Below are 20,997 nucleotides of genomic sequence, written 5' to 3' on the forward strand. Positions count from 1 at the left end.
GCGTTTTTTCACCACCGGGATGTCCATGCATGTTGCCTGTTAAAGCTGTTTTACTCTCTTTTCTCTGTGTGGTGTTACTGTCGCTGGCGGCCAGCCTGGCGCAGGCGACGCGCAGCGGTGAGTTCACCACCGAACGCGGCGGCTGGGCAACGGCGCGCCGTGATTCGGCCGGACTGGCACCGGATCCGCAGCGCTTCGCCAGTGAGGCGATTGTGCAGGTGTATGCTGCGCCGACCTACGGCTGGAAAGGTGCGGTGGCCGTGCATCCGTGGATTATCTTTAAGCGCGCCGGAGAAACCCGCTACAACCGTTATGAGGTGATCAGCTGGGGCAGCGGCGATAAAGTGCGGCGCAACAGCAATCTGCCGGACGGCTACTGGTACGGTGCGCGTCCGCGTTTGCTGGTGTCACATCGCGGTGCGGCTGCGCAGGCGATGATCCCGCAGATTGAAGCGGCGATTCAATCCTATCCGTGGCCCAACACCTATCATGCGTGGCCGGGCCCCAACAGCAACACCTTCCTCGCTCACATTGGCCGTGAAGTGCCGGCGCTGAAGCTCGATTTGCCCGCCAATGCCATCGGTAAGGATTTCCGTTCGCTGCTGCATCCGCTTGGCCTGCCGCCATCCGGGCGCGGCGTGCAGCTGTCGCTGCTCGGCGTACTGGGCGTCACGCTGGGTGCGGAAGAGGGCGTGGAGGTGAATCTGCTGGGACTGAATCTGGGACTGGATTTCACCCCGCTGCGTCTGCGGCTGCCGTTTATCGGCGGGGTGGGGCAGGATAATTTACAGAAGGATAAGCCCTGAGACGGCGCCGCGCCGTGACAGCATCTGTTCGCGGGCGGCGCGGGCTCGCAGCCGTTAACAGACGCCGAAATCCCCGTCTTCATGATAGAGATTGACGCTGTCGGCCTTCACCTCGATCTCTTTTTTGATCGGATCGTCAACGCGGGCGCACCACAGCGTATCGCCCGCAACGCGCAACACCTGCATTTTTGGACCACCGGTTTTCGCCTGCACAAAATCATCCACGTTAAACATCACTGCTCTCCAGCTGATTAGGGATCAACGCTGATTGTAGCTGCGCTTTAGTGGCCGTGCAGCAGAAACAGCGTGGCCAGACCGAGGAAGATAAAGAAGCCGCCGGTATCAGTGATGGCGGTGATCAGCACGCTGGAGCCGACCGCCGGGTCGCGTTTGAGTTTGGTCATGATGAGCGGAATCAGCACGCCCATCAGCGCCGCCAGCAGCAAATTCAGCACCATCGCCAGCATCATCACGCCGCCCAGTTGCAGGTTGTCGTACATCAGCCAGGTCACGCCGCCCATGATGCCGCCCCAGAACAGGCCGTTAAGCAGCGCCACGCCCAGTTCGCGCGCAATCAGAAACGAAAAGTTGCCGGGTTCAACCTGATGCAGCGCCAGCGCGCGCACGATCATGGTGATGGTCTGATTGCCGGTGTTACCGCCAATGCCGGCGACAATCGGCATCAGCGTGGCCAGCGCCACCAGCTGCGAAATGGTGTCCTCAAATAGGCCAATGACGCGCGAGGCGATAAACGCCGTACACAGGTTGACGGCCAGCCAGGTCCAGCGCTTTCTCACCGCTTTGCGCACCGGTGCAAACACGTCCTCGCCCTGGCTGATGCCGCCCATCTTACGGATGTTGCTTTCGTTCTCTTCGTTCACCAGGTCAATCACATCTTCCACGGTGATACGGCCAATCAGCTTGCCTTTGGCATCGGTCACCGCAGCAGAGATCAGGTTATAGCGTTCGAAGGCGCTGGCGGCCTCTTCCGCTTTGTCATCCAGCTGGAAAGTGGTGGGGCGCGCGTTCATCACCTCGGCCACCAGCGTTTTAGGTTTGTTGAGCAGGATATCGGTCAGCGCCAGTTCACCCAGCAGCTGATTGTGTTCGTCGGTGATGAAGATTTTATCGGTGCCGTCCGGCATGCTTTTGCGCTTGCGCAGAAAGCGTTGCACCGTCGCCAGCGTCACGTCTGAGCGCACGGTCAGGATATTGAAGTCCATCACCTGGCCGACGCGATCGCGATCCAGCTCAATCACGTCCAGCAGTCGGGCGCGCAGGCTGGGATCGAGCGTGGTGAGCAGGCGGCCGGTGAGATCGCGCGGCAGATAACGCGCCAGATAGACCTGATCGTCAATATCCAGCGGCTCGATGGCGCGCAGGATTTCGCGGTCGGTCATCTCTTCCGTCAGGCTGGCCCATACGGTTTCGGAGGCCTCCACCAGCACGCGACCGCGCTGCTCGTAAGGCACCAGCCGCCACAGCGCCAGACGCTCCTCTTCCGGCAGCGCTTCGAGAATGTCCGCCAGGTCGGCCGCGTGCAGCTGCGGCAGTTCATGCTCCAGCTGCTGACGCCAGCCGGTAATTTTGCGCAGTTCGGCGGCGTTGAGGTCGACGGATTTATCCAGCAGCACATCGACTAAATCGTGCTCGCTGAGCAGAAGGTGCAGAATTCGCTGGCGGGTTTCTGATAGTTGTTGTGCGTGCGAAGCAGACATAACGCGTCCTTTGTGTCTGTAAAGTCAGGTCAAAGTGTAGCGCGTTGCGGGTAAAGTGGGCGTAACAAGCAGCATTGCCGCGGCGGACAATGTGATGGCAGAGCGACGATGACCCGCAAATTCCTTAGCGCGTCTCGCTGGTGCTCAGTGTGACCGGTTCAGGTGCGGCTTTCTTTTGCTGATGATGCTCGATGGCACCGGGGATAATGAAAATCAGACGGCCAACCAAAATAAAGAAACTGATCAGCAAAACGATGCGGGTCATGGTACCGGTTTTGGGACGTCTTCGTGCAGAGATGGCGTTATTCACGCGGGGTGGTTCCTGTCAAAGCCCGGCTGGGCGGTGGCAACATTTAGTCACAACCCGACCGGGAGGTCAACCGCTGCGTGAAAAATGAGCAGAAAAGGTTAAGATTGCCTTGATCGATATCAGCCGCCGGGCGAAGCGTGCGTCATCGACTCTGCAGGGGCGTCATTGATGACGACCGAAAGCCGCATACTTTCACCAACCGCACTAATCCGTTGTAGGGTCGCCATTGATGGCGACCGGACCATCTTGTTGCCAGACATCAGTAGCTGGCTTTCTGCGCCAGCAGGGTAGCGAAGCGATACTTAATGCGCTGACCGTGTTCATCGCGGCGATGCAGTTCACCGACCTCTTCGTTGTACTTCACGATGTGCCAGTTACGGTAATAATGGCTCAGCTCGCCCGATTTAAAGGTAAACGGGAAGTTTTGCGTGTTGGGATAATCGTCGGTGCTCATCGCCGCCACAATCAGGTTGTAACCGTACTTGCGCGTGCTGGCCTGCATATCGGCGATCAGCTGCGGAATGGTCGCCGGCTGCAGGAACATCATCACCACGGTAGAAAACACAAACTGATAATCACCGTTGAAGCGCACCTGATTCAGGTCGCACTGTTCGGTATGTATCTGCTGCAGCTGCTCTTCCGCGATGATGCTGTTAAGGCGTTCCAGGCTCTGCGGATTGTTGTCCCAGGCGGTAACAGTAAAACCGTGCTGATTAAGCAGCAGGCTGTTGCGGCCCTGGCCGCAGCCGAGGTCCAGCGCGTTACCCACTGCCAGTTTTGGCAGCGCTGCCAGCACTTCGGAGTGGGGTGGCGTCAGGCCGTATTTCTCCGCAAAATAGTTATCGGGGCGTGTTGTCATAGTGCTATTGCGGGCCTGAAGCCCGCGTTACTCCTCTTCCAGCATCAGTTTCCAGCCGGTGACGTCATTCCAGTAAGCCTGCTCCCGCTCCAGATCCAGCTGAACCAGCGTGTTCTGGCTGAGGAAACCGGCCGGGAAGGTCAGCGTCCAGTGACCATCGTCGGTGCTCAGCTTCAGCGTGTCGGGGCGCGTGGTGGCCTGACGCTGATTGTTCAGCAGGGTGCCGAGCCGCAGCAGGAAGATCATCGGCAGGAACTGTTTCTTTTTAAATAAGGTGAAACGCGGCATCTCATCCTGCTTCACCGCTTTACGGTGGAAGCGTACCAGCGTGGCCAGCAGCATCTGTTGATCCTGATTAAAGCCCGGCATATTGGAGTTCTGCAGGATGTAGGCCGAATGGCGCTGCATACCGCTGTGGTTGATGGTCAGCCCGACTTCATGCAGCAGCGCTGCCCACTTCATCAGCGCCGTCAGCTGGGGATTGGCCAGCTTCGGGTTCTGCTCCAGCCACTGGCTGTACAGCTGTTCGGTGGTTTCCAGCACGCGGCGTGCCTGGTCGCTGTCGATGGCGTAATGATTTGCCAGGCTCTGCGCGGTACGGCTGCGGATATCCTGATGACGGAAGCGGCCCTCCATCTCATACAGCACGCCTTCACGCAGCGCGCCATCCGACAGGCGCAGCTCGCGAATGGCCAGCGCGTCAAACACGCCACACAGAATCGCCAGCCCCGGTACAAACACTGCCTTGCGCTCGTCCGACAGGCCCGGCAGGCTCAGGGCAGCAAAGGATTTGTGCTTCAGCACTTCGCTCACCAGCATGTCGAGGTTTTCCGGCGTCACGCGCTTCTCTTTCTCGCCCATCGCCAGCAGCACTTCGCAGGCCGCTTTGATACTGCCGGACGCGCCCAGCGCATACTGCCAGCCCTGCAGACGGTACTGCCACGCCAGCGTTTCCAGCTTTTGCGCGGCGGCCAGCCGGGCGCGGCGGAAATTCTCCTGGCTGATCTCGCCTTTTGGGAAGTAGAGGTTGGCGAAGCTGACGCAGCCCATGCGGCGACTCTCCACCAGCTGCGGCTCAAAATCTTCGCCGATCACCAGCTCGGTTGAACCGCCGCCGATATCAATCACCAGCTTGCGGCCTTTCTCCGGCTGCGTGTGCTCAACGCCCATAAAGATCAGGCGCGCTTCTTCATTACCGGAAATCACCTCAATCGGATAAGGGATGACCTCCGCGGCGCGCTGCAGAAACTCTTCCGCGTTGGACGCGATGCGCAGCGTGTGCGTACCGACGATGGTGACGTTGGCGGCACTGAACCCCTGCAGGCGCTCGGCAAATAGCGCCAGGCAGCTCAGCCCGCGCTCCATCGCCTCTTCGCTCAGGCGATTTTGCGCATCCAGCCCGTCGGCGAGGTGCACGCGCTGTTTCAGGCGTCCCAGCACCTGCATGGCGCCATCCACCACACGGGCAATCACCATGTGGAAGCTGTTCGAGCCGAGATCGATGGCGGCGAATTCCTGCGGTTTCGGCGTACTTTTATGGGAGATTGGCATAGGCGTTATTCGGGTTGTTCCAGTTTCTTGATGTAATCGTAAATCGCCAGCTGCGAGCGCACCTTCTTGCGATTGCCGCGCGGAACATAACGGTTACTCAATTCTTTGTCTACGATGCGGGCTTTTACCGTATCACTTAACAGAATGGCAATGATATCCAGTATGCGCTGTTTCAGGCGCGGATCGAGCACCGACACCGCCACTTCGATACGATAATCGATGTTGCGCGTCATCCAGTCGGCCGACGACAGGAATACTTTTTTATCGCCGCCGCTTTCAAAAATATAGACGCGGTCGTGCTCAAGGTAGCGGTCAACGATACTGGTGATGCGAATATTTTCACTGATGCCCGGCAAATCGGGGATTAGCGAGCACATGCCGCGCACCAGCAGGTTGATCTTCACGCCGGCCGATGAGGCGGCATACAGCCGATCCACCAGACCATTGTCCACCAGGTTGTTGATTTTCAGCGTAATGCCCGAAGGATTGCCCTGCTGCGCGTTGGCAATCTCGTTATCAATCAGCTGATACAGCATGGCGCGCGAGTTTTGCGGCGACACCATCAGGTGTTCGAACGTTACCGGGCGATACGGGTTTTCGATAAAGTTAAATACGCGTCGCACTTCGTTGGTGATGCGCGCATCGGCGGTCAGCAGCGAATAGTCGGTGTAAATACGCGCGGTTTTTTCGTTGAAATTGCCGGTTCCGATGTGGGCGTAACGCACCACTTCTTCGCCCTCGCGGCGGGAGATCAGGAACAGCTTGGCGTGAATCTTCAGGCCGGGCGCTGAGAAGATCACGTGCACGCCCGCTTCGGTCAGCCGCTTCGCCCAGCGAATGTTGGCTTCTTCATCAAAGCGCGCCTGCAGCTCGACCACCACCGTGACCTTTTTACCGTTGTAGGCGGCGTGGATCATCGCATCCATAATGCGCGAATTCTTGGCCACGCGGTAAATGTTGATCTTGATGGCCAGCACGTTCGGGTCGAATGACGCCTGACGCAGCAGCTCCAGCACGTGCTCAAAGGTGTGGTACGGATAGTAAAGCAGCACATCGCGGTTGCGGATGGCATCAAAGCCGTTGCGGAAGCCATCAAAACCGATATGACGAATCTGCGGCAGCGGGCGATTTTCCAGGTTGGCTTTGCCCACGTTCGGGAAGCCGATGAAATCTTTGAAGTTATGATAACGGCCGCCCGGCACAATCGAGTCGTAGCTGGAGATCGACAGCTTATGGCGCAGCATTTCCACCATCGCATCGGGCATATCGCGCTGATAGACAAAGCGCACCGGCTCAGCGGTCAGGCGCTGTTTCAGGCTGGAGGACATCAGCTCCAGCAGGCTGGATTCCATCTCCGTGACCAGGTCGTACTCGGCGTCGCGCGTCATTTTCATTGAGTAGGCGTTCAGCGCGTCGTAATCAAAGAAGCCTTTGAAAATCTCATCAAGGCAGTAGCGCAGAATGTTATCCAGCAGAATCATTGGCTTGCGACGGCGCGGCGATTCTGCCGGCAGATTCACAAAGCGCGGCACTTTATCGGACGGGATCTCCAGCAGGGCGTAACGGATTTCTTCGCCGCGGATAATCTCCACCGCCAGATAGGTGTAGTCGTCTTTCAGGAACTCAATCAGGTCGGTGTCGTGGTTGATCAGAATGGGCGTGACGTGCTGGCGCAGCTGATGCTTAAAGTAGTAGCGCAGCCACTCCTGCTGATTGGGTGACAGCTGGCGCTCGTTGATCAGGAAAATCTGGTTGCGCGCCATCTCCAGCAGCAGATCGTTATACAGCGCATCGAACTCCTGATCCGATTTCTGTACCCGCAACTGAATCTTTTTCAGCAAATGGCGCAGGGTGGTGGGCGTCCCCTGTTCTTCGCCAATCAGAATGCGGCGCTTGAGATCGGCAAAGCGCACTTTGTAAAACTCTTCCAGGTTGTTGGAATAGATGCCGAGAAAACGCATGCGCTCAATGAGCGGATTGCTTTTATCAGCGGCTTCCTGCAGCACGCGTTCGTTAAAGGTTAACCAGCTTAGTTCTTTTTCTATATACAGCTTTTCCTGACCCATTCTGACTCCGTGATGCTGTTGCTGGACGGAATGTCCGGCGGAATAAACGCAAAATTGCGGTTCCGCTCAGTGTCCTCCACCATTATGGCGAGAGTATGGCAGCCTTGTCCAACCTCAACAGTTGTCTTATCAATCAGCTACGGGCAACATAGCGGCATAACTTCAAGGGTAACTCTGGCCTGCATGAGCATAAATCGTATTCCTGTCCACTTTAGTGACCGTCGTCGACGCGCCATCGATCAGTTCGTGCGCCGCATCGTCACGGCCTGCGGTGTGGGAATTTTACTTCTGATGCTGCTGCTGTTCTTCTGGCTGATCTGGGTGGTGATGCCGCTGTTCAGCGCGCCGGGAATGCAGCCGACGCTCAGTCAGCAGCTGTGGGACAAAGCCCCGGCGCTGGCGCTGGGCAGTGAAGGCCAGCTCGGCTGGCGCATCAGCCGCAACGAAGCGCGCTTTATTCCGCTCGACGGCCAGCCAGCGGGCGACGCGCTGGCGCTGAACGGCCAGCCGCAGGCGGCGGTGACCAGCAGCGACGGCAGCAGCGTATTGCTCAATATGCAGGGCGATCTGTTGCTGATGCAACCGCTCATCCACCGCCAGCACGGTGAATGGTATTTCCCGCTGGGCGATCGGCCGCTGCATCTGCCGCAGGGCGCGGTCAGCCAGATGGCGCTGGCAGTGCCGGGCGATCATCAGTGGCGCATCGCCGCACAAACGCCGGTCGGTATCAGCCTGCTGACCTTTGCCGGCCAGAAACGCGTCGACCAGATTGTATTGCCCGGTGAGCAGGCCGACCTGATGCGGTTGTCGCCGGACGGCTCGCTGCTGTACACCAGTGCCGGACGGCTGTTGCGGGTGTGGCAGATTACGCCGCAGGGCGCGCAGCTGCGGGAAACCCAGACGCTGACTCAGCAACCGCTCAGCCTGCAGCTGCTGGCGGGCGGGCGCAGCTTACTGATTCAGGATGCGCGTGGCATTCAGCAATGGTTTGCCATCACCGGTGACCACGGGCCACGGCTGCAGCAGATTCACACCTTCACGCACAGCGCGGGTGTGCTCGGTATCGTGCCTGAGGCGCAGCGGCGCGTTTTTGCCAGCTTTGACGCGCAGGGCGTGGTGCGCCTGTTCGCCAGCAAGCAGGCGGGCCCGATTGTCACGCGCCAGCTGGCCGCGGACCTCAGCGCGCTGGCGTTGTCTCCGCACGGCGATAGCCTGATCGTCGAACGTGCCGGACAGTGGCAGCAGTTCGCGCTGGATAATCCGTGGCCCGATTTCAGCTGGCGCAATCTGTGGCAGAAAATCTGGTATGAAAACTATCCGCAGCCGGACTGGGTATGGCAGTCCACCGCCGCTGGCGACAGCTATCAGGCTAAATTCAGCCTGATGCCGCTGGTGATCGGCACGCTGAAAGCGGCGTCGCTGGCGCTGCTGTTTGCCACGCCGCTGGCGCTGGCGGCGGCGATGTATACCGCATGGTTTATGTCGCCGGGCCTGCGCCGCTGGGTCAAGCCGGGCATTGAAATGATGGGCGCGTTGCCGAGCGTGGTGATTGGCCTGATCGCTGGCGTGTGGCTGGCGCCGCACATCAGCCGCGCGCTGCCTGGCGTGATGCTGCTGCCGCTGGTGCTGGCCGCCACGCTGCTGGTGTGCGGCGTGTTCAGTCCGCGTTTGCCTGCGCGCTGGCGGCGGCCCGGTTTTGAAGTGCTGCTGCTGATGCCGCTGCTGTTACTGGTGACGTTACTGACGCTGTGGCTGCCGACACTGTGGTGGCCGCAGATGGGCGAACAGCTGGCGCACTATGAGCAGCGTAACCTGCTGGTGGCGGCGCTGGCGATGGGCTTTGCGCTGGTGCCGCTGATCTTTACCCTGGCGGAAGATGCGCTGTTTAGCGTGCCGGTGGCGCTGGGGCAGGGCTCGCTGGCGCTGGGTGCGACACCGTGGCAAACCCTGACGCGCGTGGTGCTGCCGGGCGCGTCGGCAGGCATTTTTGCCGCGCTGATGATCGGCTTTGGTCGTGCGGTGGGCGAAACCATGATTGTGCTGATGGCCACCGGCAACACCCCGGTGAGCGAAGGCGGACTGTTTGCCGGGCTGCGCGCGCTGTCAGCCAATATCGCCATTGAAATGCCGGAAGCCGCGGCGGGCAGCGCCCATTATCGCATCCTGTTTCTCAGTGCGTTGCTGCTGCTGATATTCACGCTGGCGATCAACACCGTGGCGGAACTGATTCGTCAGCGGCTGCGCCAGCGCTACAGTCAGCATGAGGGGCAGGCATGAGCGCGCTGCGTCAAAACGATCGCTGGCGCTGGCTGACTGCCGGTGCGGTTTCCGTCTGCCTGCTGGCATTTACCTTATTAATCGGCCTGCTGGGCTGGCAGGGCGTCAGGGCGTTCTGGCCGCAGCCGGTCGATCAGTATCAGTTCCAGCCGCCGCAGGGGGCACCGCTGATGGTGCTGGGTGAAACGCTGGATCGCCAGCAGCAGGGCGATCGCTGGCGCTACGTAGTGAAAACCGGCAACCGCGATTTTGCCGCGCCGGATTTCCGCGTCATCGTCAGTCAGGGCGAAGCGCAAACCCGACGCCCGGCAGAAGTGCTGGTGCTACAGCGACGCAGTGGCGGCAATGCCTACGGCTGGCTGGTGGAGCTGCGTGAGGACAACGAGGTGCTGACCGCGCGCGACCGCGATGCACTGCTGCAGCAGCGGCTGAAGCAGGTGCATGAGCAGCTGCGCCAGGCGAGCAACATCCGGCGTATCGAAATGGCGCGCCTTAACGCGCAGCTGGAGAGTCTGCAACAGCAGGCCGATGAGCAGCGGCGCGGTGGTCACTTCAGCCTGCAGGATCAGTCAGAACTGGATGCCAACAGCGCGGCGCTGCATAAACGCTTCGGCGCGCTGGCGCAGCAGCTGGCGCATCTGCAGCATGAAAGCCAGCGCGATACGCTGGTACTGCGCGACGTGCAGGGCGACGATCATCTGATTCCGCTGGCGCAGGTGGTGGCCGCCTGGTATCCAAACAGCCTGAGCCTCGGGCAGAAAATCGGGCATTTCCTCAGTCAGATCTGGCAGTTTGTCAGTGACTCGCCCACCTCGGGCGGCAGTGAAAATGGCGCGCTGCCGGCGATTTTCGGCACCGTTTTGATGGTGCTGCTGATGTCGGTGATTGTCATGCCGCTGGGCGTGGTGGCCGCCGTCTGGCTGCATGAATACGCCGGGCGTAACGCGCTCACCCGGCTGGTGCGCATTGCGGTGGTGAATCTGGCTGGCGTGCCGTCGATTGTGTATGGCGTGTTTGGCCTCGGCTTTTTTGTCTGGCTGATTGGCGGCACCCTCGATCAGCTGTTCTTCTCCCGCTCGCTGCCCAATCCTACCTTCGGCACGCCTGGCCTGCTGTGGGCGGCGCTGACGCTGGCGCTGCTGACGCTGCCGGTAGTGATTGTCGCCACCGAAGAGGGGCTGTCGCGTATTCCGGACAATCTGCGTCAGGGCTCGCTGGCGCTGGGCGCAACCCAGGCGGAAACCCTGTGGCGCGTGGTGCTGCCGCTGGCGGTACCGGCGATGCTCACCGGCCTGATTCTGGCGGTGGCGCGCGCCGCCGGCGAAACCGCACCGCTGATGCTGGTGGGCGTGGTCAAAATGGTGCCAGAGCTGCCGGTCGATGCGGTGTTTCCTTACCTGCATCTTGACCGTAAATTTATGCATCTCGGTTTTCAGATTTACGATCTGGCCTTCCAGAGCCCGAACATCGACGCCGATCGACCGCTGGTGTATGCCACGGCACTGCTGCTGGTGGCGATCATTCTGTCGCTTAACCTGCTGGCGATGGTGCTGCGCCATCGGCTGCGCGAGCGCTACCGGCTTATGACGCACTAATAAGGTTTACACATGACGCCCGATTACGCTATTGCGCTCACCGTTAACCAGCTGTCGCTGTGGTACGGCGAACGCCAGGCGCTGAATAACATTGATTTGCAGATCCCGAAGCATCGCATCACGGCGCTGATTGGGCCCTCCGGCTGCGGTAAATCGACGCTGCTGCGCTGCTTCAATCGCATGAACGACGTCATTGATGGCTGCCGCATCGAAGGAGAGATTCTGCTCGATAGCCACGCGGTGATGCAGGCGAACCAGGATCTGCCGGCGCTGCGGCGGCGCATCGGCATGGTGTTCCAGCGCCCGAATCCGTTCCCCAAGTCGATCTATGAGAATGTGGTTTACGGTCTGCGCTTGCAGGGCGTGCGCGATCGTCGCGTGCTGAATGAGGCCTGCGAGCGCGCGCTGCGGGCGGCGGCGCTGTGGGGGGAAGTGAAAGATCAGCTGGGGCAGAATGCGCTGACGCTGTCGAGCGGTCAGCAGCAGCGTCTGGTGATTGCGCGCGCCATCGCCATCGAGCCGGAAGTGCTGCTGCTGGATGAACCCACCTCGGCGCTGGATCCGATCTCGACGCTGGTGATTGAAGAGTTGATGACCACGCTGAAGCAGCATTTCACGCTGGTGCTGGTGACGCACAACATGCAGCAGGCAGCGCGCGTATCCGATTACACCGCGTTTATGCATAACGGGCAGCTGGTGGAGTTTGATGAAACCGACCGGATTTTCACCGCACCGCAGGCGCGGCGTACCGAGGATTATATTACCGGCCGGTTTGGGTAAGTATTGTTAGGTTAGCGCGCAGAATCGCGCCGCTACGAAATGTGCAATAAATCAGGCAGTAATAAAACCCGGCACAGCCCCGTAGCGGCGCAATTTATTGCGCAATTCCTGCAAGCGCACGGCGCCAAGGTCAATCAATCGTGCGCATAACCTTCCGGCGGCAACGGTTCACCATCTAACCACGCTTTGCCCGCGCGCATCTGCAAGCGTCCTTCGACAAACCAGCTGATCACCAGCGGATAAATCGCGTGCTCCTGATGCTGCACGCGGGCGCTGATCTCAGCTTCGTCATCGTCAGCAAATACCGGCACGCGCGCCTGCAGAATGATCGGTCCACCGTCCAGCTCGTCAGTCACAAAATGCACCGACGTCCCGTGTTCCGCGTCCCCGTTCGCCAGCGCCTGGCGATGCGTATGCAAACCGGGATATTTCGGCAGCAGCGACGGATGAATATTCAGCAGACGATCGTGATAGTGCGCGACAAACGCCGGGCTCAGAATGCGCATATAACCGGCCAGCACCACCAGATCCGGCGCATAAGCGTCGATCTGCTGCATCAGCTGGCGGTCAAAGGCGTCGCGATCGGGGAAATCCTGCGCGGACAGCGCGTGAGCAGGCACGCTGGCCTGCTGCGCACGCGTCAGACCATAGGCCGAGGCTTTATTACTGAAAACGGCAGCCACGCTGCCGTTGATACGCCCGCTCTCGCAGGCGTCGAGGATGGACTGAAGATTGCTGCCGTTACCGGAGATCAGTACAACCAGTTTCTTCATGGGTTAATAACCACACGCTCTTCGGCATCAGACGCGTTAATCACGCCAATTTTCCACGCCTGCTCGCCAGCCGCGGTCATCAGCTGTACCGCTTTGTCGGCATCGGCCGGGCTCAGCGCAATCACCATGCCCACGCCGCAGTTAAAGGTGCGGTACATCTCGTGACGGCTGACGTTACCGGCCTGCTGCAGCCAGCTGAATACCGCCGGCCACTGCCAGCTTTTCTCGTCAATCACCGCCTGGGTGTTATCCGGCAGTACGCGCGGAATGTTTTCCCAGAAGCCGCCGCCGGTCAGGTGAGCAATGGCATGCACGTCCACCTGCTCAATCAGGCTGAGGATATTTTTCACGTAGATGCGGGTCGGCGCCAGCAGGTGATCGGCCAGCGGTTTGCCTTCCAGCTGTTTAGTGGTGGGATCGGTCTGGCTGACTTCAAGAATTTTACGCACCAGCGAGTAGCCGTTAGAGTGCGGACCGCTTGAGCCCAGCGCGATCAGCACGTCGCCATCCTGCACTTTGCTGCCGTCGATGATCTCGGACTTTTCCACCACGCCGACGCAGAAACCGGCCACGTCGTAATCTTCGCCGTGATACATGCCCGGCATCTCAGCGGTTTCACCGCCGACCAGCGCACAGCCCGACTGCAGACAGCCTTCGGCGATACCGGTGATCACCGCGGAAGCGGTATCCACATCCAGCTTACCGGTGGCGTAATAGTCGAGGAAGAACAGCGGCTCCGCGCCCTGTACCACCAGATCGTTCACGCACATCGCGACCAGATCGATGCCGATGCTGTCGTGGCGTTTGAGATCCATCGCCAGACGCAGCTTGGTGCCGACGCCATCAGTTCCGGAGACCAGCACCGGCTCGCGGTATTTCTGCGGCAGCGCACACAGCGCGCCAAAGCCACCCAGTCCACCCATCACTTCCGGGCGGCGGGTTTTCTTTACTACGCCTTTAATACGGTCAACCAGATCGTTACCAGCATCAATATCAACACCGGCGTCTTTGTAGCTGAGAGAGGTTTTGTCGGTCACTGCGGAATCCCCACGCGATTGCGGTTGGTGGCAAAAATTAAGCGCGGCAATTCTACCAGCGCAGGCAAACGTTTGCGAGTCCCATCTCAGGGCACCTTTGCAGCGTGCTGATTTTTCGCTAATCCTTATTCTCAGGCGATTTGTGCACGTTACCTGACCAATCACCGGTGGCGCGGCGGTAAAAAGGCGGTATAATCCGGCGATTTTTTTTTAGCTCAACTCAATTCCGGGAGAATAATCATGAAGATCGTGGAAGTCAGACACCCGCTGGTCAAACATAAACTGGGCCTGATGCGTGAGCATGATATCAGCACCAAGCGCTTCCGCGAGCTGGCCTCGGAAGTGGGCAGCTTACTGACCTATGAAGCCACCGCCGATCTCGAAACCGAGCGCGTGACCATTGAAGGCTGGAACGGTCCGGTCGACGTCGATCAAATCAAAGGCAAAAAAATTACCGTCGTCCCGATTCTGCGTGCTGGCCTTGGCATGATGGAAGGTGTGCTGGAACACGTACCGAGCGCGCGCATCAGCGTGGTGGGCGTTTACCGTGACGAAGAGACGCTGGAGCCGGTGCCTTACTTCCAGAAGCTGGTGTCAAACATCGAAGAGCGTATGGCGCTGGTGGTTGACCCGATGCTGGCGACCGGCGGCTCGATGATCGCCACCATCGATCTGCTGAAGAAAGCCGGCTGCAACAGCATTAAAGTGCTGGTGCTGGTGGCCGCGCCGGAAGGCATTGCCGCGCTGGAGAAAGCGCATCCGGACGTTGAGCTGTACACCGCGTCAATCGATCAGGGCCTGAACGAGAAGGGGTACATTATCCCGGGCCTCGGCGATGCCGGCGACAAGATTTTCGGAACCAAATAAATAAACCAGCCGGCCAGAGAGTCGGCTTTTTTTTGGCAAAAATACCGTTCAGTCAGACACCGTATCGACAGGATGCACATTTTGTAGCGGCGCGATTTATCGCGCTGATGCCGGGCAAGCTATGGCGCCCGTCCGGACAAGGCGCAATGAATTGCGCCACTACGATAAGGTGCGGTGTTGACGAACGAGCATAAAAATAAACGTATAGGGGATAAATGATGACTCGCAGAGCCATAGGCGTTAGCGAACGCCCGCCACTGTTGCAAACCATTCCGCTCAGCCTGCAGCACCTGTTCGCCATGTTCGGCGCCACCGTGCTGGTGCCGATTCTGTTCCACATCAACCCGGCTACCGTGCTGTTGTTCAACGGCGTCGGCACGCTGCTGTATCTGTTTATCTGTAAAGGCAAAATTCCTGCCTATCTTGGCTCCAGCTTTGCCTTTATCTCGCCGGTGTTGCTGCTGCTGCCGCTCGGTTATGAAGTGGCGCTCGGCGGCTTTATCCTGTGCGGCGCGCTGTTCTGCATTGTGGCGCTGATTGTGAAGAAGGCCGGCACCGGCTGGCTCGATGTCATGTTCCCACCGGCGGCGATGGGTGCCATCGTGGCGGTTATCGGTCTCGAACTGGCTGGCGTAGCGGCGAATATGGCCGGGCTGCTGCCCGCTGACGGCACCACAGCGGACAGTAAAACCATCATTATTTCGCTGGTGACGCTGGCGGTGACGGTGTTTGGCTCGGTGCTATTCCGTGGTTTCTTCGCCATTATCCCAATCCTGATTGGCGTGCTGGTTGGTTACGCGCTGTCGTCGGCCATGGGTATCGTTGACTGGAGCGCAGTGGAAAACGCGCCATGGTTTGCGCTGCCGACCTTCTACACGCCGCGCTTTGAGTGGGCCGCGATGCTGACCATCCTGCCCGCAGCGCTTGTGGTGATTGCCGAGCACGTGGGCCATTTAGTGGTGACCGCCAACATCGTGAAGAAGGACCTGATTCGCGATCCGGGTCTGCATCGCTCGATGTTCGCCAACGGCCTGTCGACCATGATCTCCGGCTTCTTTGGTTCCACGCCGAATACCACCTATGGTGAAAACATTGGCGTCATGGCGATCACCCGCGTTTACAGCACCTGGGTGATCGGCGGTGCGGCGATCTTCGCCATTCTGCTCTCCTGCGTCGGTAAACTGGCGGCCGCGATTCAGGCGATTCCGGTACCGGTGATGGGCGGGGTGTCGCTGCTGCTGTATGGCGTGATCGGCGCTTCCGGTATTCGCGTGCTGATTGAATCCAAAGTCGACTACAACAAAGCGCAGAATTTGATCCTCACCTCGGTGATCCTGATCATTGGCGTCAGCGGCGCGAAGGTGCACGTGGGCGCCGCCGAGCTGAAGGGCATGGCGCTGGCCACCATCGTCGGCGTTGGCCTGGCGCTGATTTTCCGCCTAATCAGTCTGTTACGTCCGGAAGAGGTGGTGCTGGACGCGGAAGAAAAACGCGAGCTTTAAAGGATCCTGCGGGCAGGGAAGCCCGGTTCATCTCTGCGGAGGATCGTGATAAACTTGCCCGGTTTTCTGCCCGCTCATCCGTTGAGGTACTTCTGAACACGCCGGCACAGCTTTCACTGCCACTCTATCTACCCGATGATGAAACCTTTGCCAGTTTCTGGCCGGGGGAAAATCCGTCACTGCTGGCGGCGCTGCAGGGCGCGCTGGCGCAACAGCACGGCAGCTATCTCTACTTCTGGTCGCGCGAAGGCGGCGGCCGCAGCCATTTGCTGCACGCAGCCTGCGCCGAAATGTCCGCGCGCGGCGAAGCGGTGGGTTACGTGCCGCTCGATAAGCGCACCTGGTTCGTGCCGGAAGTGCTGGAAGGCATGGAGAATCTGGCGCTGGTGTGCATTGATAATATTGAGTGCATCGCCGGCGAAGCCGAGTGGGAGATGGCGATCTTCGATCTCTACAACCGCATTCTGGAAACCGGCAAAACCCGCCTGCTGATCACCGGCGATCGCCCTCCGCGTCAGCTCAATCTGGGCCTGCCGGATCTGGCGTCACGTCTCGACTGGGGACAAATTTACCGCTTACAGCCGCTGTCCGACGAGGACAAACTGCAGGCGATGCAGCTGCGTGCCGGCCTGCGCGGCTTTGAGTTGCCGGAAGATGTTGGGCGTTTCCTGCTGAAACGCCTCGACCGCGAAATGCGCACGCTGTTTGACACGCTTGATCGTCTCGATCGCGCCTCGATCAGCGCACAGCGCAAGCTGACCATTCCCTTCGTGAAAGAGGCGCTGGGGCTTTAGAGTATCTCCAGCACCGCTTCTGGCGGACGACCAATGCGTGCGCGGTCGCCCTGAATCACAATCGGCCGCTCGATCAGTTTTGGATGCTCCACCATCGCCTGTAACAGCTGTTGTTCGCTGAGATCGTTACTGGCCAACCCCAGCGTTTTATAGATTTCCTCGCCACGACGCATCAGCTCGCGCGCGCTGTGCATGCCCAGCTGTTGCAGCAGCGTTTTCAGCGTATCGATGTCCGGCGGCGTATCGAGATACAGCACCACCTGCGGTTCAATGCCCTGTTGCTGCAGTAGCGCGAGGGTTTCGCGGCTCTTGCTGCAGCGCGGATTGTGATAAATACGGACCATGTTTTTTTATCCTGCGTAATCCATTGTTGCCAGGTGCGCATGAATGCGCACCCTACGAATAAATGCTGGTGCGCAAGAATGCCACCCTACGAATAACTGTTGGTGCGCATGAATATGCACCCTGCAAATCGATGAAATGGTTTATCTGTCGACCGTAGGGTGCGCATTGATGCGCACCGAAATCCTGCCAGCCATCCACCCGCGTAACCGGCTATTTACCCTTTTGCATACTGCTTAAAACGCCGCTGTAACTCGCGGAACTGGTCGATACGCGCATCGTAACGCGCCTGCTTCAGGCTGCCGAGCGGTACCTGGGCGCTGGCGCTACTCAGAGTGGTGATGGCCTGATCGAGCTGGCCGTTCAGCGCCAGACTTTCAGCCCGTGCCGAAAGCTCCTCATCGCGCAGCCCCTGCGCGGCTGAAGCCTGCGCCAGTAAATCCCATGCGTTTAGATCGTCAGGGTGCGCAAAGGTGTAGCGGTTAAGGATGCGGCTGGCGTTGGCCGGCTGCTTCGCCTCGACGTAGGCGTTCGCCAGATTAAGCTGCAGCACCGGGCTGGTCTGGCTGCCGCGGGCGGCGTTCAGCATACTGATGGCCTGCTGCGGCTGGTTCAGACCGATGTCGATATCGGTCATGATATCAAGGAACCATAGGTTATCCGGCTGCTTCGCCAGCAGCGGCGCGATGATCTTTTTCGCGTTGGCAAAATCTTTCGCCTGCAGGAACTGCACCGCTTTGCCGTACTGCGCCGCCTGCTGTTCCCGCGTGTTGCCTTTGGCGTACTCATTCAGCAAATCGTCAGTCAACTGATTGCGGCCGGTGGCGTACATACCCAGCGCGCGCACCTTCGCCATATAGAAATCCTGCGACGACTGCACCACCACCGGGCGCATCTGGTTGGCGCGGTTACGCGCGTCGGCCAGGCGGCTATCGGGCAGCGGGTGCGTCAGCAGAATTTCCGGTGGTTTTGACGAGAAGCGGCTTTGATCGGCCAGCTTTTGCAGAAACGCGGGCATCGCCTGCGGATCGAAACCGGCGCGCTGCAGCACCTGAATGCCGATGCGATCTGCTTCCTGTTCGTTGCCCTGGGTGAAACTGATGATGCCCTGCTGCGTACCGGCCAGCGTACCGGTCAGTGCCGCCATCCCGGCCTGCGGGCTGGCCAGCGCCAGCAGGATTGAACCCAGCGCGCCGACCCAGGTGAGCGGGGCGCTGCGCTTTTGCTCTTCCATGGCGCGCGCCAGATGGCGCTGCGTCACGTGCGAAATTTCGTGCGCCATCACTGACGCCAGCTGACTTTCGTTATCGGTATAGCGGAACAGCGACGAGTGCAGCACCACATTGCCGCCAAAGAAGGCGAAAGCGTTGAGCTCGTCATTCTGAATCAGGAAAAAGTGAAACGGCGTGCGCACTGAATGGGCGTGTGCCACCAGCCGCTGGCCGAGTTCATTGATGTACTGATTAAGCAGCGGATCGTTGATCAGTGGCGCGCTGGCGCGCAGCTGGCGCACGTAGAAGTCGCCAATCTGCAGCTCCTGATTAATGGAAAGCGTGGAGCCTGCCGTGGTGCCCATGTCGGGCAAATTGTCGCTCAGATCGGCGCGGACACCGACCGCAGGGGTGAGCAGCAGCGCAGGAATAAGGGCCGCCAGCACTGATTTTTTCAACCGGTTAAACATGCCTTGATCCTGTAAAAGTCTCCTGCCATTGGACAGGAAAGTCATGCCAATGTTCTGTGGCGGCGTTTCCTTTTCTGCCGCGGCTCTATCTTAACCACAGTGAGGATACAAGCAAATGCCGCCGTCACATTGACGTGATGGCAAAGAATGGCTGACTGACGCGAAATTTGTAGCAAAAAATTGAATAGCGAAAAGGCAAAATAAAACGGCGCAGCGCACTGATGAAATTAAAGTTACGTAAAGTTGCTCAAAATAATTGAATCTGGCATGGTTTTTTCCAGGTTTACTCTGAAAAACACGCCTGAAATCCTCCGGTTGGCTCGCTTTATCCATCAGTGATTTTTATCGTGCTGCTCTGGCCGTGCATCACCAGCCCAGAAATGAATGGTCAGGTTTTGCTCACTGGTCAACTGGCGGCGCGCGATGACAGTATTAACCCGCACGATGAGGCGCTGTCATCTGCCATGCATCCCTCTGCCTGGTGACTGCCGGTTTTTCCGGCCAGCTATTTTTCAACTCGCCCGCACCGCTCAATTAACAGCCTTATTCAATCAGCAAGCGCGATGATTTCTGCTGGCAGCCAAACGCCGGACAGCCCGCCAGTACAGGCGTTTTGCCCGCCGCGCGCTGTGGTATAGATAAAGCACTTTTTCAAACGGACTGTGAATTAACGCGCAGTGCATGCCGGAGAGTTTCTATGCGTTCTGTTGTTTCCTATGCCCTGATTGCCATCGTGGGTGGGATGGTCGGTGCCGCCGTAATCAAAAGCGATGACCTGTATCAGCGCATCGCGGGCCATTTTTCCGCCGAACCTGCCGATCCGGACGGGTTCTGGAGCACGCCGGCGGTCGCGGGCTACGGCAAAATTCATTATGAAGCCGACGCCGCGTTTAAACCGGCGGTGGGGCTGAGCAACAAAGTGGTATTCCAGCTGACCCGCAATGAAGGCGATATCAAACGACCTAACCTCGGGCTGGAGCGCGTGGCGCGTGTGGTCAATCTGTACATCGCCGCTGGCGTACCGGCCGAACAGCTGCAGTTTGTGGTGTCGATGACCGGCGATGCCACGCCCGCCACGCTGGATAACGCGCATTTTAAGCAGTTTTACGGCGTCGATAACCCCAACCTCGCGCTGATTGGCGCGCTGAACAAGCTGGGCGTCAAAGTCTCGGTGTGCGATCAGTCGGTGGCGTTCCATCACTATCCGCGCGACTGGATCGACCGGTCGGTGATTCATGCATTATCCAGCCCGACCACGGTGTCGACGCTGGAAAATCAGGGCTATGCCTTTTTACAGATGTAATCGCGTCTTTGGTTAAGGAGAAGTGTCATGCGTCCAGCATCCTATATTGTTATCGCCGCGCTGGCGGGCTTTGTCGGCGGAAATGTGCTGCAGCTGCCGGAACTGGTGGATAAAGTCAGCGGTAAATTCGCTGACCAGAAAACCGAACCGGCGGATTTCTGGAGCACGCCGGCGATTGCCGGTTACGGTAAAATTCACTTTGTTAACACGCCGGATTACAACCCGGCCAACACGCCCGGGCTGAGCAATAAGATTGTGTTTCAGATCAACCGCAGTGAAGGGGATATCCATCAGCCAAACCTCGGCCTTGAGCGCGTGGCACGCGTCACCAACCTCTATTACGCGGCCGGCGTGCCGCTGAATCAGCTCAACTTTGTGGTGTCGATCAACAGCGATGCGGTGCCGGCCGCGCTCAATAACGATCAATTCCGTAAAGCGTACGGCAGCGATAACCCTAACCTGAAGCTGATTGATGAGCTGAAGAAAGCCGGGGTGAAAGTGACCATTTGCGACCAGTCAGTGGCCTTCCATCAGCTGGAGCGCGACTGGATTGACACCCGCGTCACGCATACGCTCTCCAGCGGCACCACCGTCGCGTCGCTGCAAAATGAAGGGTACGCCTTCCTGATGCTGTAATCCTGCCGACAGCAGTGCAGGCTGCTGTCATCTTTTCGTCATCCCTTCGCGATGTCACTGTCACAGTTCGTCGTTAGTTTAGGCGCCAATGAGATCGATC

General features: G+C 59.0%; 19 protein-coding genes. 9 read left to right on the top strand and 10 right to left on the bottom strand.

Annotation, left to right across the window (positions count from 1 at the left end; all coding sequences use genetic code 11):
• The first annotated feature begins 29 nt into the window (after positions 1-29).
• Complete coding sequence (locus tag FT726_RS01990; protein ID WP_021506578.1) at positions 30-806, top strand: DUF3750 domain-containing protein; 777 nt, start codon at positions 30-32, stop codon at positions 804-806.
• Between the two features lie 54 nt (positions 807-860).
• On the opposite strand, the gene FT726_RS01995 is transcribed toward FT726_RS01990, so the two are convergent.
• From FT726_RS01995 to ppk1, 6 genes are all read right to left on the bottom strand, one after another.
• A complete protein-coding gene (locus FT726_RS01995; protein ID WP_010617609.1) occupies positions 861-1,040 on the bottom strand; it encodes a hypothetical protein in 180 nt (59 codons plus the stop codon).
• Between the two features lie 47 nt (positions 1,041-1,087).
• Positions 1,088-2,524 (bottom strand): magnesium transporter, encoded by a 1,437-nt coding sequence (mgtE, locus tag FT726_RS02000; RefSeq protein ID WP_021506579.1) that lies wholly within the window; start codon positions 2,522-2,524, stop codon positions 1,088-1,090.
• 124 nt (positions 2,525-2,648) lie between these two features.
• Positions 2,649-2,834 carry a YfgG family protein gene (locus FT726_RS02005; RefSeq protein ID WP_021506580.1) on the bottom strand — a complete coding sequence of 62 codons (186 nt, stop codon included), beginning with the start codon at positions 2,832-2,834 and terminating at the stop codon, positions 2,649-2,651.
• A gap of 259 nt (positions 2,835-3,093) precedes the next feature.
• The gene (tehB, locus tag FT726_RS02010; protein WP_021506581.1) at positions 3,094-3,693 is read right to left on the bottom strand and encodes a tellurite resistance methyltransferase TehB; all 600 of its coding nucleotides are present in this window, start codon (positions 3,691-3,693) and stop codon (positions 3,094-3,096) included.
• Positions 3,694-3,720: 27 nt separating this feature from the next.
• Complete coding sequence (ppx, locus tag FT726_RS02015) at positions 3,721-5,244, bottom strand: exopolyphosphatase (RefSeq protein WP_021506582.1); 1,524 nt, start codon at positions 5,242-5,244, stop codon at positions 3,721-3,723.
• A 5-nt stretch (positions 5,245-5,249) separates the two neighbouring features.
• Positions 5,250-7,310 carry a polyphosphate kinase 1 gene (gene ppk1 / locus FT726_RS02020; protein ID WP_021506583.1) on the bottom strand — a complete coding sequence of 687 codons (2,061 nt, stop codon included), beginning with the start codon at positions 7,308-7,310 and terminating at the stop codon, positions 5,250-5,252.
• A 183-nt stretch (positions 7,311-7,493) separates the two neighbouring features.
• Between ppk1 and FT726_RS02025 the strand changes: the two genes are divergently transcribed.
• The 3 genes from FT726_RS02025 to pstB are packed head-to-tail and all read left to right on the top strand — an operon-like array spanning position 7,494 to position 11,962.
• Positions 7,494-9,587: an ABC transporter permease subunit gene (locus FT726_RS02025; RefSeq protein WP_346302354.1), complete on the top strand. Its 2,094-nt coding sequence runs from the start codon at positions 7,494-7,496 to the stop codon at positions 9,585-9,587.
• On the top strand, positions 9,584-11,182 hold the full coding sequence (gene pstA, locus FT726_RS02030) for a phosphate ABC transporter permease PstA (RefSeq protein WP_346302355.1): 1,599 nt from the start codon (positions 9,584-9,586) through the stop codon (positions 11,180-11,182). Before FT726_RS02025 ends, pstA begins: the two co-directional genes overlap by 4 nt.
• 12 nt (positions 11,183-11,194) lie before the next feature.
• Positions 11,195-11,962, top strand: coding sequence for a phosphate ABC transporter ATP-binding protein PstB (gene pstB, locus FT726_RS02035; RefSeq protein ID WP_021506586.1), 768 nt, complete (start codon positions 11,195-11,197; stop codon positions 11,960-11,962).
• A 134-nt stretch (positions 11,963-12,096) separates the two neighbouring features.
• Here pstB and purN read toward each other — a convergent pair whose 3' ends face one another.
• Positions 12,097-12,735 carry a phosphoribosylglycinamide formyltransferase gene (purN, locus tag FT726_RS02040; RefSeq protein ID WP_104094091.1) on the bottom strand — a complete coding sequence of 213 codons (639 nt, stop codon included), beginning with the start codon at positions 12,733-12,735 and terminating at the stop codon, positions 12,097-12,099.
• Positions 12,732-13,772, bottom strand: coding sequence for a phosphoribosylformylglycinamidine cyclo-ligase (purM, locus tag FT726_RS02045; protein WP_021506588.1), 1,041 nt, complete (start codon positions 13,770-13,772; stop codon positions 12,732-12,734). Before purM ends, purN begins: the two co-directional genes overlap by 4 nt.
• 240 nt (positions 13,773-14,012) lie before the next feature.
• Between purM and upp the strand changes: the two genes are divergently transcribed.
• From upp to hda, 3 genes are all read left to right on the top strand, one after another.
• Entirely contained in the window at positions 14,013-14,639 is a 627-nt protein-coding gene (gene upp / locus FT726_RS02050; protein ID WP_010617600.1) for a uracil phosphoribosyltransferase, read from the top strand.
• 218 nt (positions 14,640-14,857) lie between these two features.
• On the top strand, positions 14,858-16,141 hold the full coding sequence (gene uraA, locus FT726_RS02055; RefSeq protein ID WP_159378656.1) for a uracil permease: 1,284 nt from the start codon (positions 14,858-14,860) through the stop codon (positions 16,139-16,141).
• A 92-nt stretch (positions 16,142-16,233) separates the two neighbouring features.
• Positions 16,234-16,935 (top strand): DnaA inactivator Hda, encoded by a 702-nt coding sequence (gene hda / locus FT726_RS02060; protein ID WP_031279417.1) that lies wholly within the window; start codon positions 16,234-16,236, stop codon positions 16,933-16,935.
• Here hda and arsC read toward each other — a convergent pair.
• Both arsC and FT726_RS02070 read right to left on the bottom strand, forming a co-directional pair.
• The gene (gene arsC / locus FT726_RS02065) at positions 16,932-17,279 is read right to left on the bottom strand and encodes an arsenate reductase (glutaredoxin) (protein WP_127834429.1); all 348 of its coding nucleotides are present in this window, start codon (positions 17,277-17,279) and stop codon (positions 16,932-16,934) included. The genes hda and arsC overlap by 4 nt on opposite strands.
• 215 nt (positions 17,280-17,494) lie before the next feature.
• Positions 17,495-18,958, bottom strand: coding sequence for a M48 family metallopeptidase (locus tag FT726_RS02070; RefSeq protein WP_021506592.1), 1,464 nt, complete (start codon positions 18,956-18,958; stop codon positions 17,495-17,497).
• 697 nt (positions 18,959-19,655) lie between these two features.
• Between FT726_RS02070 and FT726_RS02075 the strand changes: the two genes are divergently transcribed.
• Together FT726_RS02075 and FT726_RS02080 are read left to right on the top strand one after the other, a co-directional pair.
• Complete coding sequence (locus tag FT726_RS02075; RefSeq protein WP_021506593.1) at positions 19,656-20,261, top strand: DsrE family protein; 606 nt, start codon at positions 19,656-19,658, stop codon at positions 20,259-20,261.
• Between the two features lie 27 nt (positions 20,262-20,288).
• On the top strand, positions 20,289-20,897 hold the full coding sequence (locus FT726_RS02080; protein WP_021506594.1) for a DsrE family protein: 609 nt from the start codon (positions 20,289-20,291) through the stop codon (positions 20,895-20,897).
• The last annotated feature ends 100 nt before the right edge of the window (positions 20,898-20,997 follow it).

This window comes from Pantoea sp. Morm, from assembly GCF_016643525.1.
Lineage (GTDB): Bacteria > Pseudomonadota > Gammaproteobacteria > Enterobacterales > Enterobacteriaceae > Pantoea > Pantoea dispersa.

What these genes read in the sequence shown, in the direction of transcription:
- uraA (WP_159378656.1), top strand. Translation starts at nt 14,858, where the DNA reads ATGACTCGCAGAGCCATAGGCGTTAGCGAACGCCCGCCACTGTTGCAA.
- tehB (WP_021506581.1), bottom strand. Translation starts at nt 3,693, where the DNA reads ATGACAACACGCCCCGATAACTATTTTGCGGAGAAATACGGCCTGACG.
- FT726_RS02075 (WP_021506593.1), top strand. Translation starts at nt 19,656, where the DNA reads ATGCGTTCTGTTGTTTCCTATGCCCTGATTGCCATCGTGGGTGGGATG.
- purN (WP_104094091.1), bottom strand. Translation starts at nt 12,735, where the DNA reads ATGAAGAAACTGGTTGTACTGATCTCCGGTAACGGCAGCAATCTTCAG.
- arsC (WP_127834429.1), bottom strand. Translation starts at nt 17,279, where the DNA reads ATGGTCCGTATTTATCACAATCCGCGCTGCAGCAAGAGCCGCGAAACC.
- FT726_RS02070 (WP_021506592.1), bottom strand. Translation starts at nt 18,958, where the DNA reads ATGTTTAACCGGTTGAAAAAATCAGTGCTGGCGGCCCTTATTCCTGCG.
- FT726_RS01990 (WP_021506578.1), top strand. Translation starts at nt 30, where the DNA reads ATGTTGCCTGTTAAAGCTGTTTTACTCTCTTTTCTCTGTGTGGTGTTA.
- FT726_RS02080 (WP_021506594.1), top strand. Translation starts at nt 20,289, where the DNA reads ATGCGTCCAGCATCCTATATTGTTATCGCCGCGCTGGCGGGCTTTGTC.
- FT726_RS01995 (WP_010617609.1), bottom strand. Translation starts at nt 1,040, where the DNA reads ATGTTTAACGTGGATGATTTTGTGCAGGCGAAAACCGGTGGTCCAAAA.
- ppk1 (WP_021506583.1), bottom strand. Translation starts at nt 7,310, where the DNA reads ATGGGTCAGGAAAAGCTGTATATAGAAAAAGAACTAAGCTGGTTAACC.
- mgtE (WP_021506579.1), bottom strand. Translation starts at nt 2,524, where the DNA reads ATGTCTGCTTCGCACGCACAACAACTATCAGAAACCCGCCAGCGAATT.
- pstB (WP_021506586.1), top strand. Translation starts at nt 11,195, where the DNA reads ATGACGCCCGATTACGCTATTGCGCTCACCGTTAACCAGCTGTCGCTG.
- pstA (WP_346302355.1), top strand. Translation starts at nt 9,584, where the DNA reads ATGAGCGCGCTGCGTCAAAACGATCGCTGGCGCTGGCTGACTGCCGGT.
- ppx (WP_021506582.1), bottom strand. Translation starts at nt 5,244, where the DNA reads ATGCCAATCTCCCATAAAAGTACGCCGAAACCGCAGGAATTCGCCGCC.
- upp (WP_010617600.1), top strand. Translation starts at nt 14,013, where the DNA reads ATGAAGATCGTGGAAGTCAGACACCCGCTGGTCAAACATAAACTGGGC.
- FT726_RS02025 (WP_346302354.1), top strand. Translation starts at nt 7,494, where the DNA reads ATGAGCATAAATCGTATTCCTGTCCACTTTAGTGACCGTCGTCGACGC.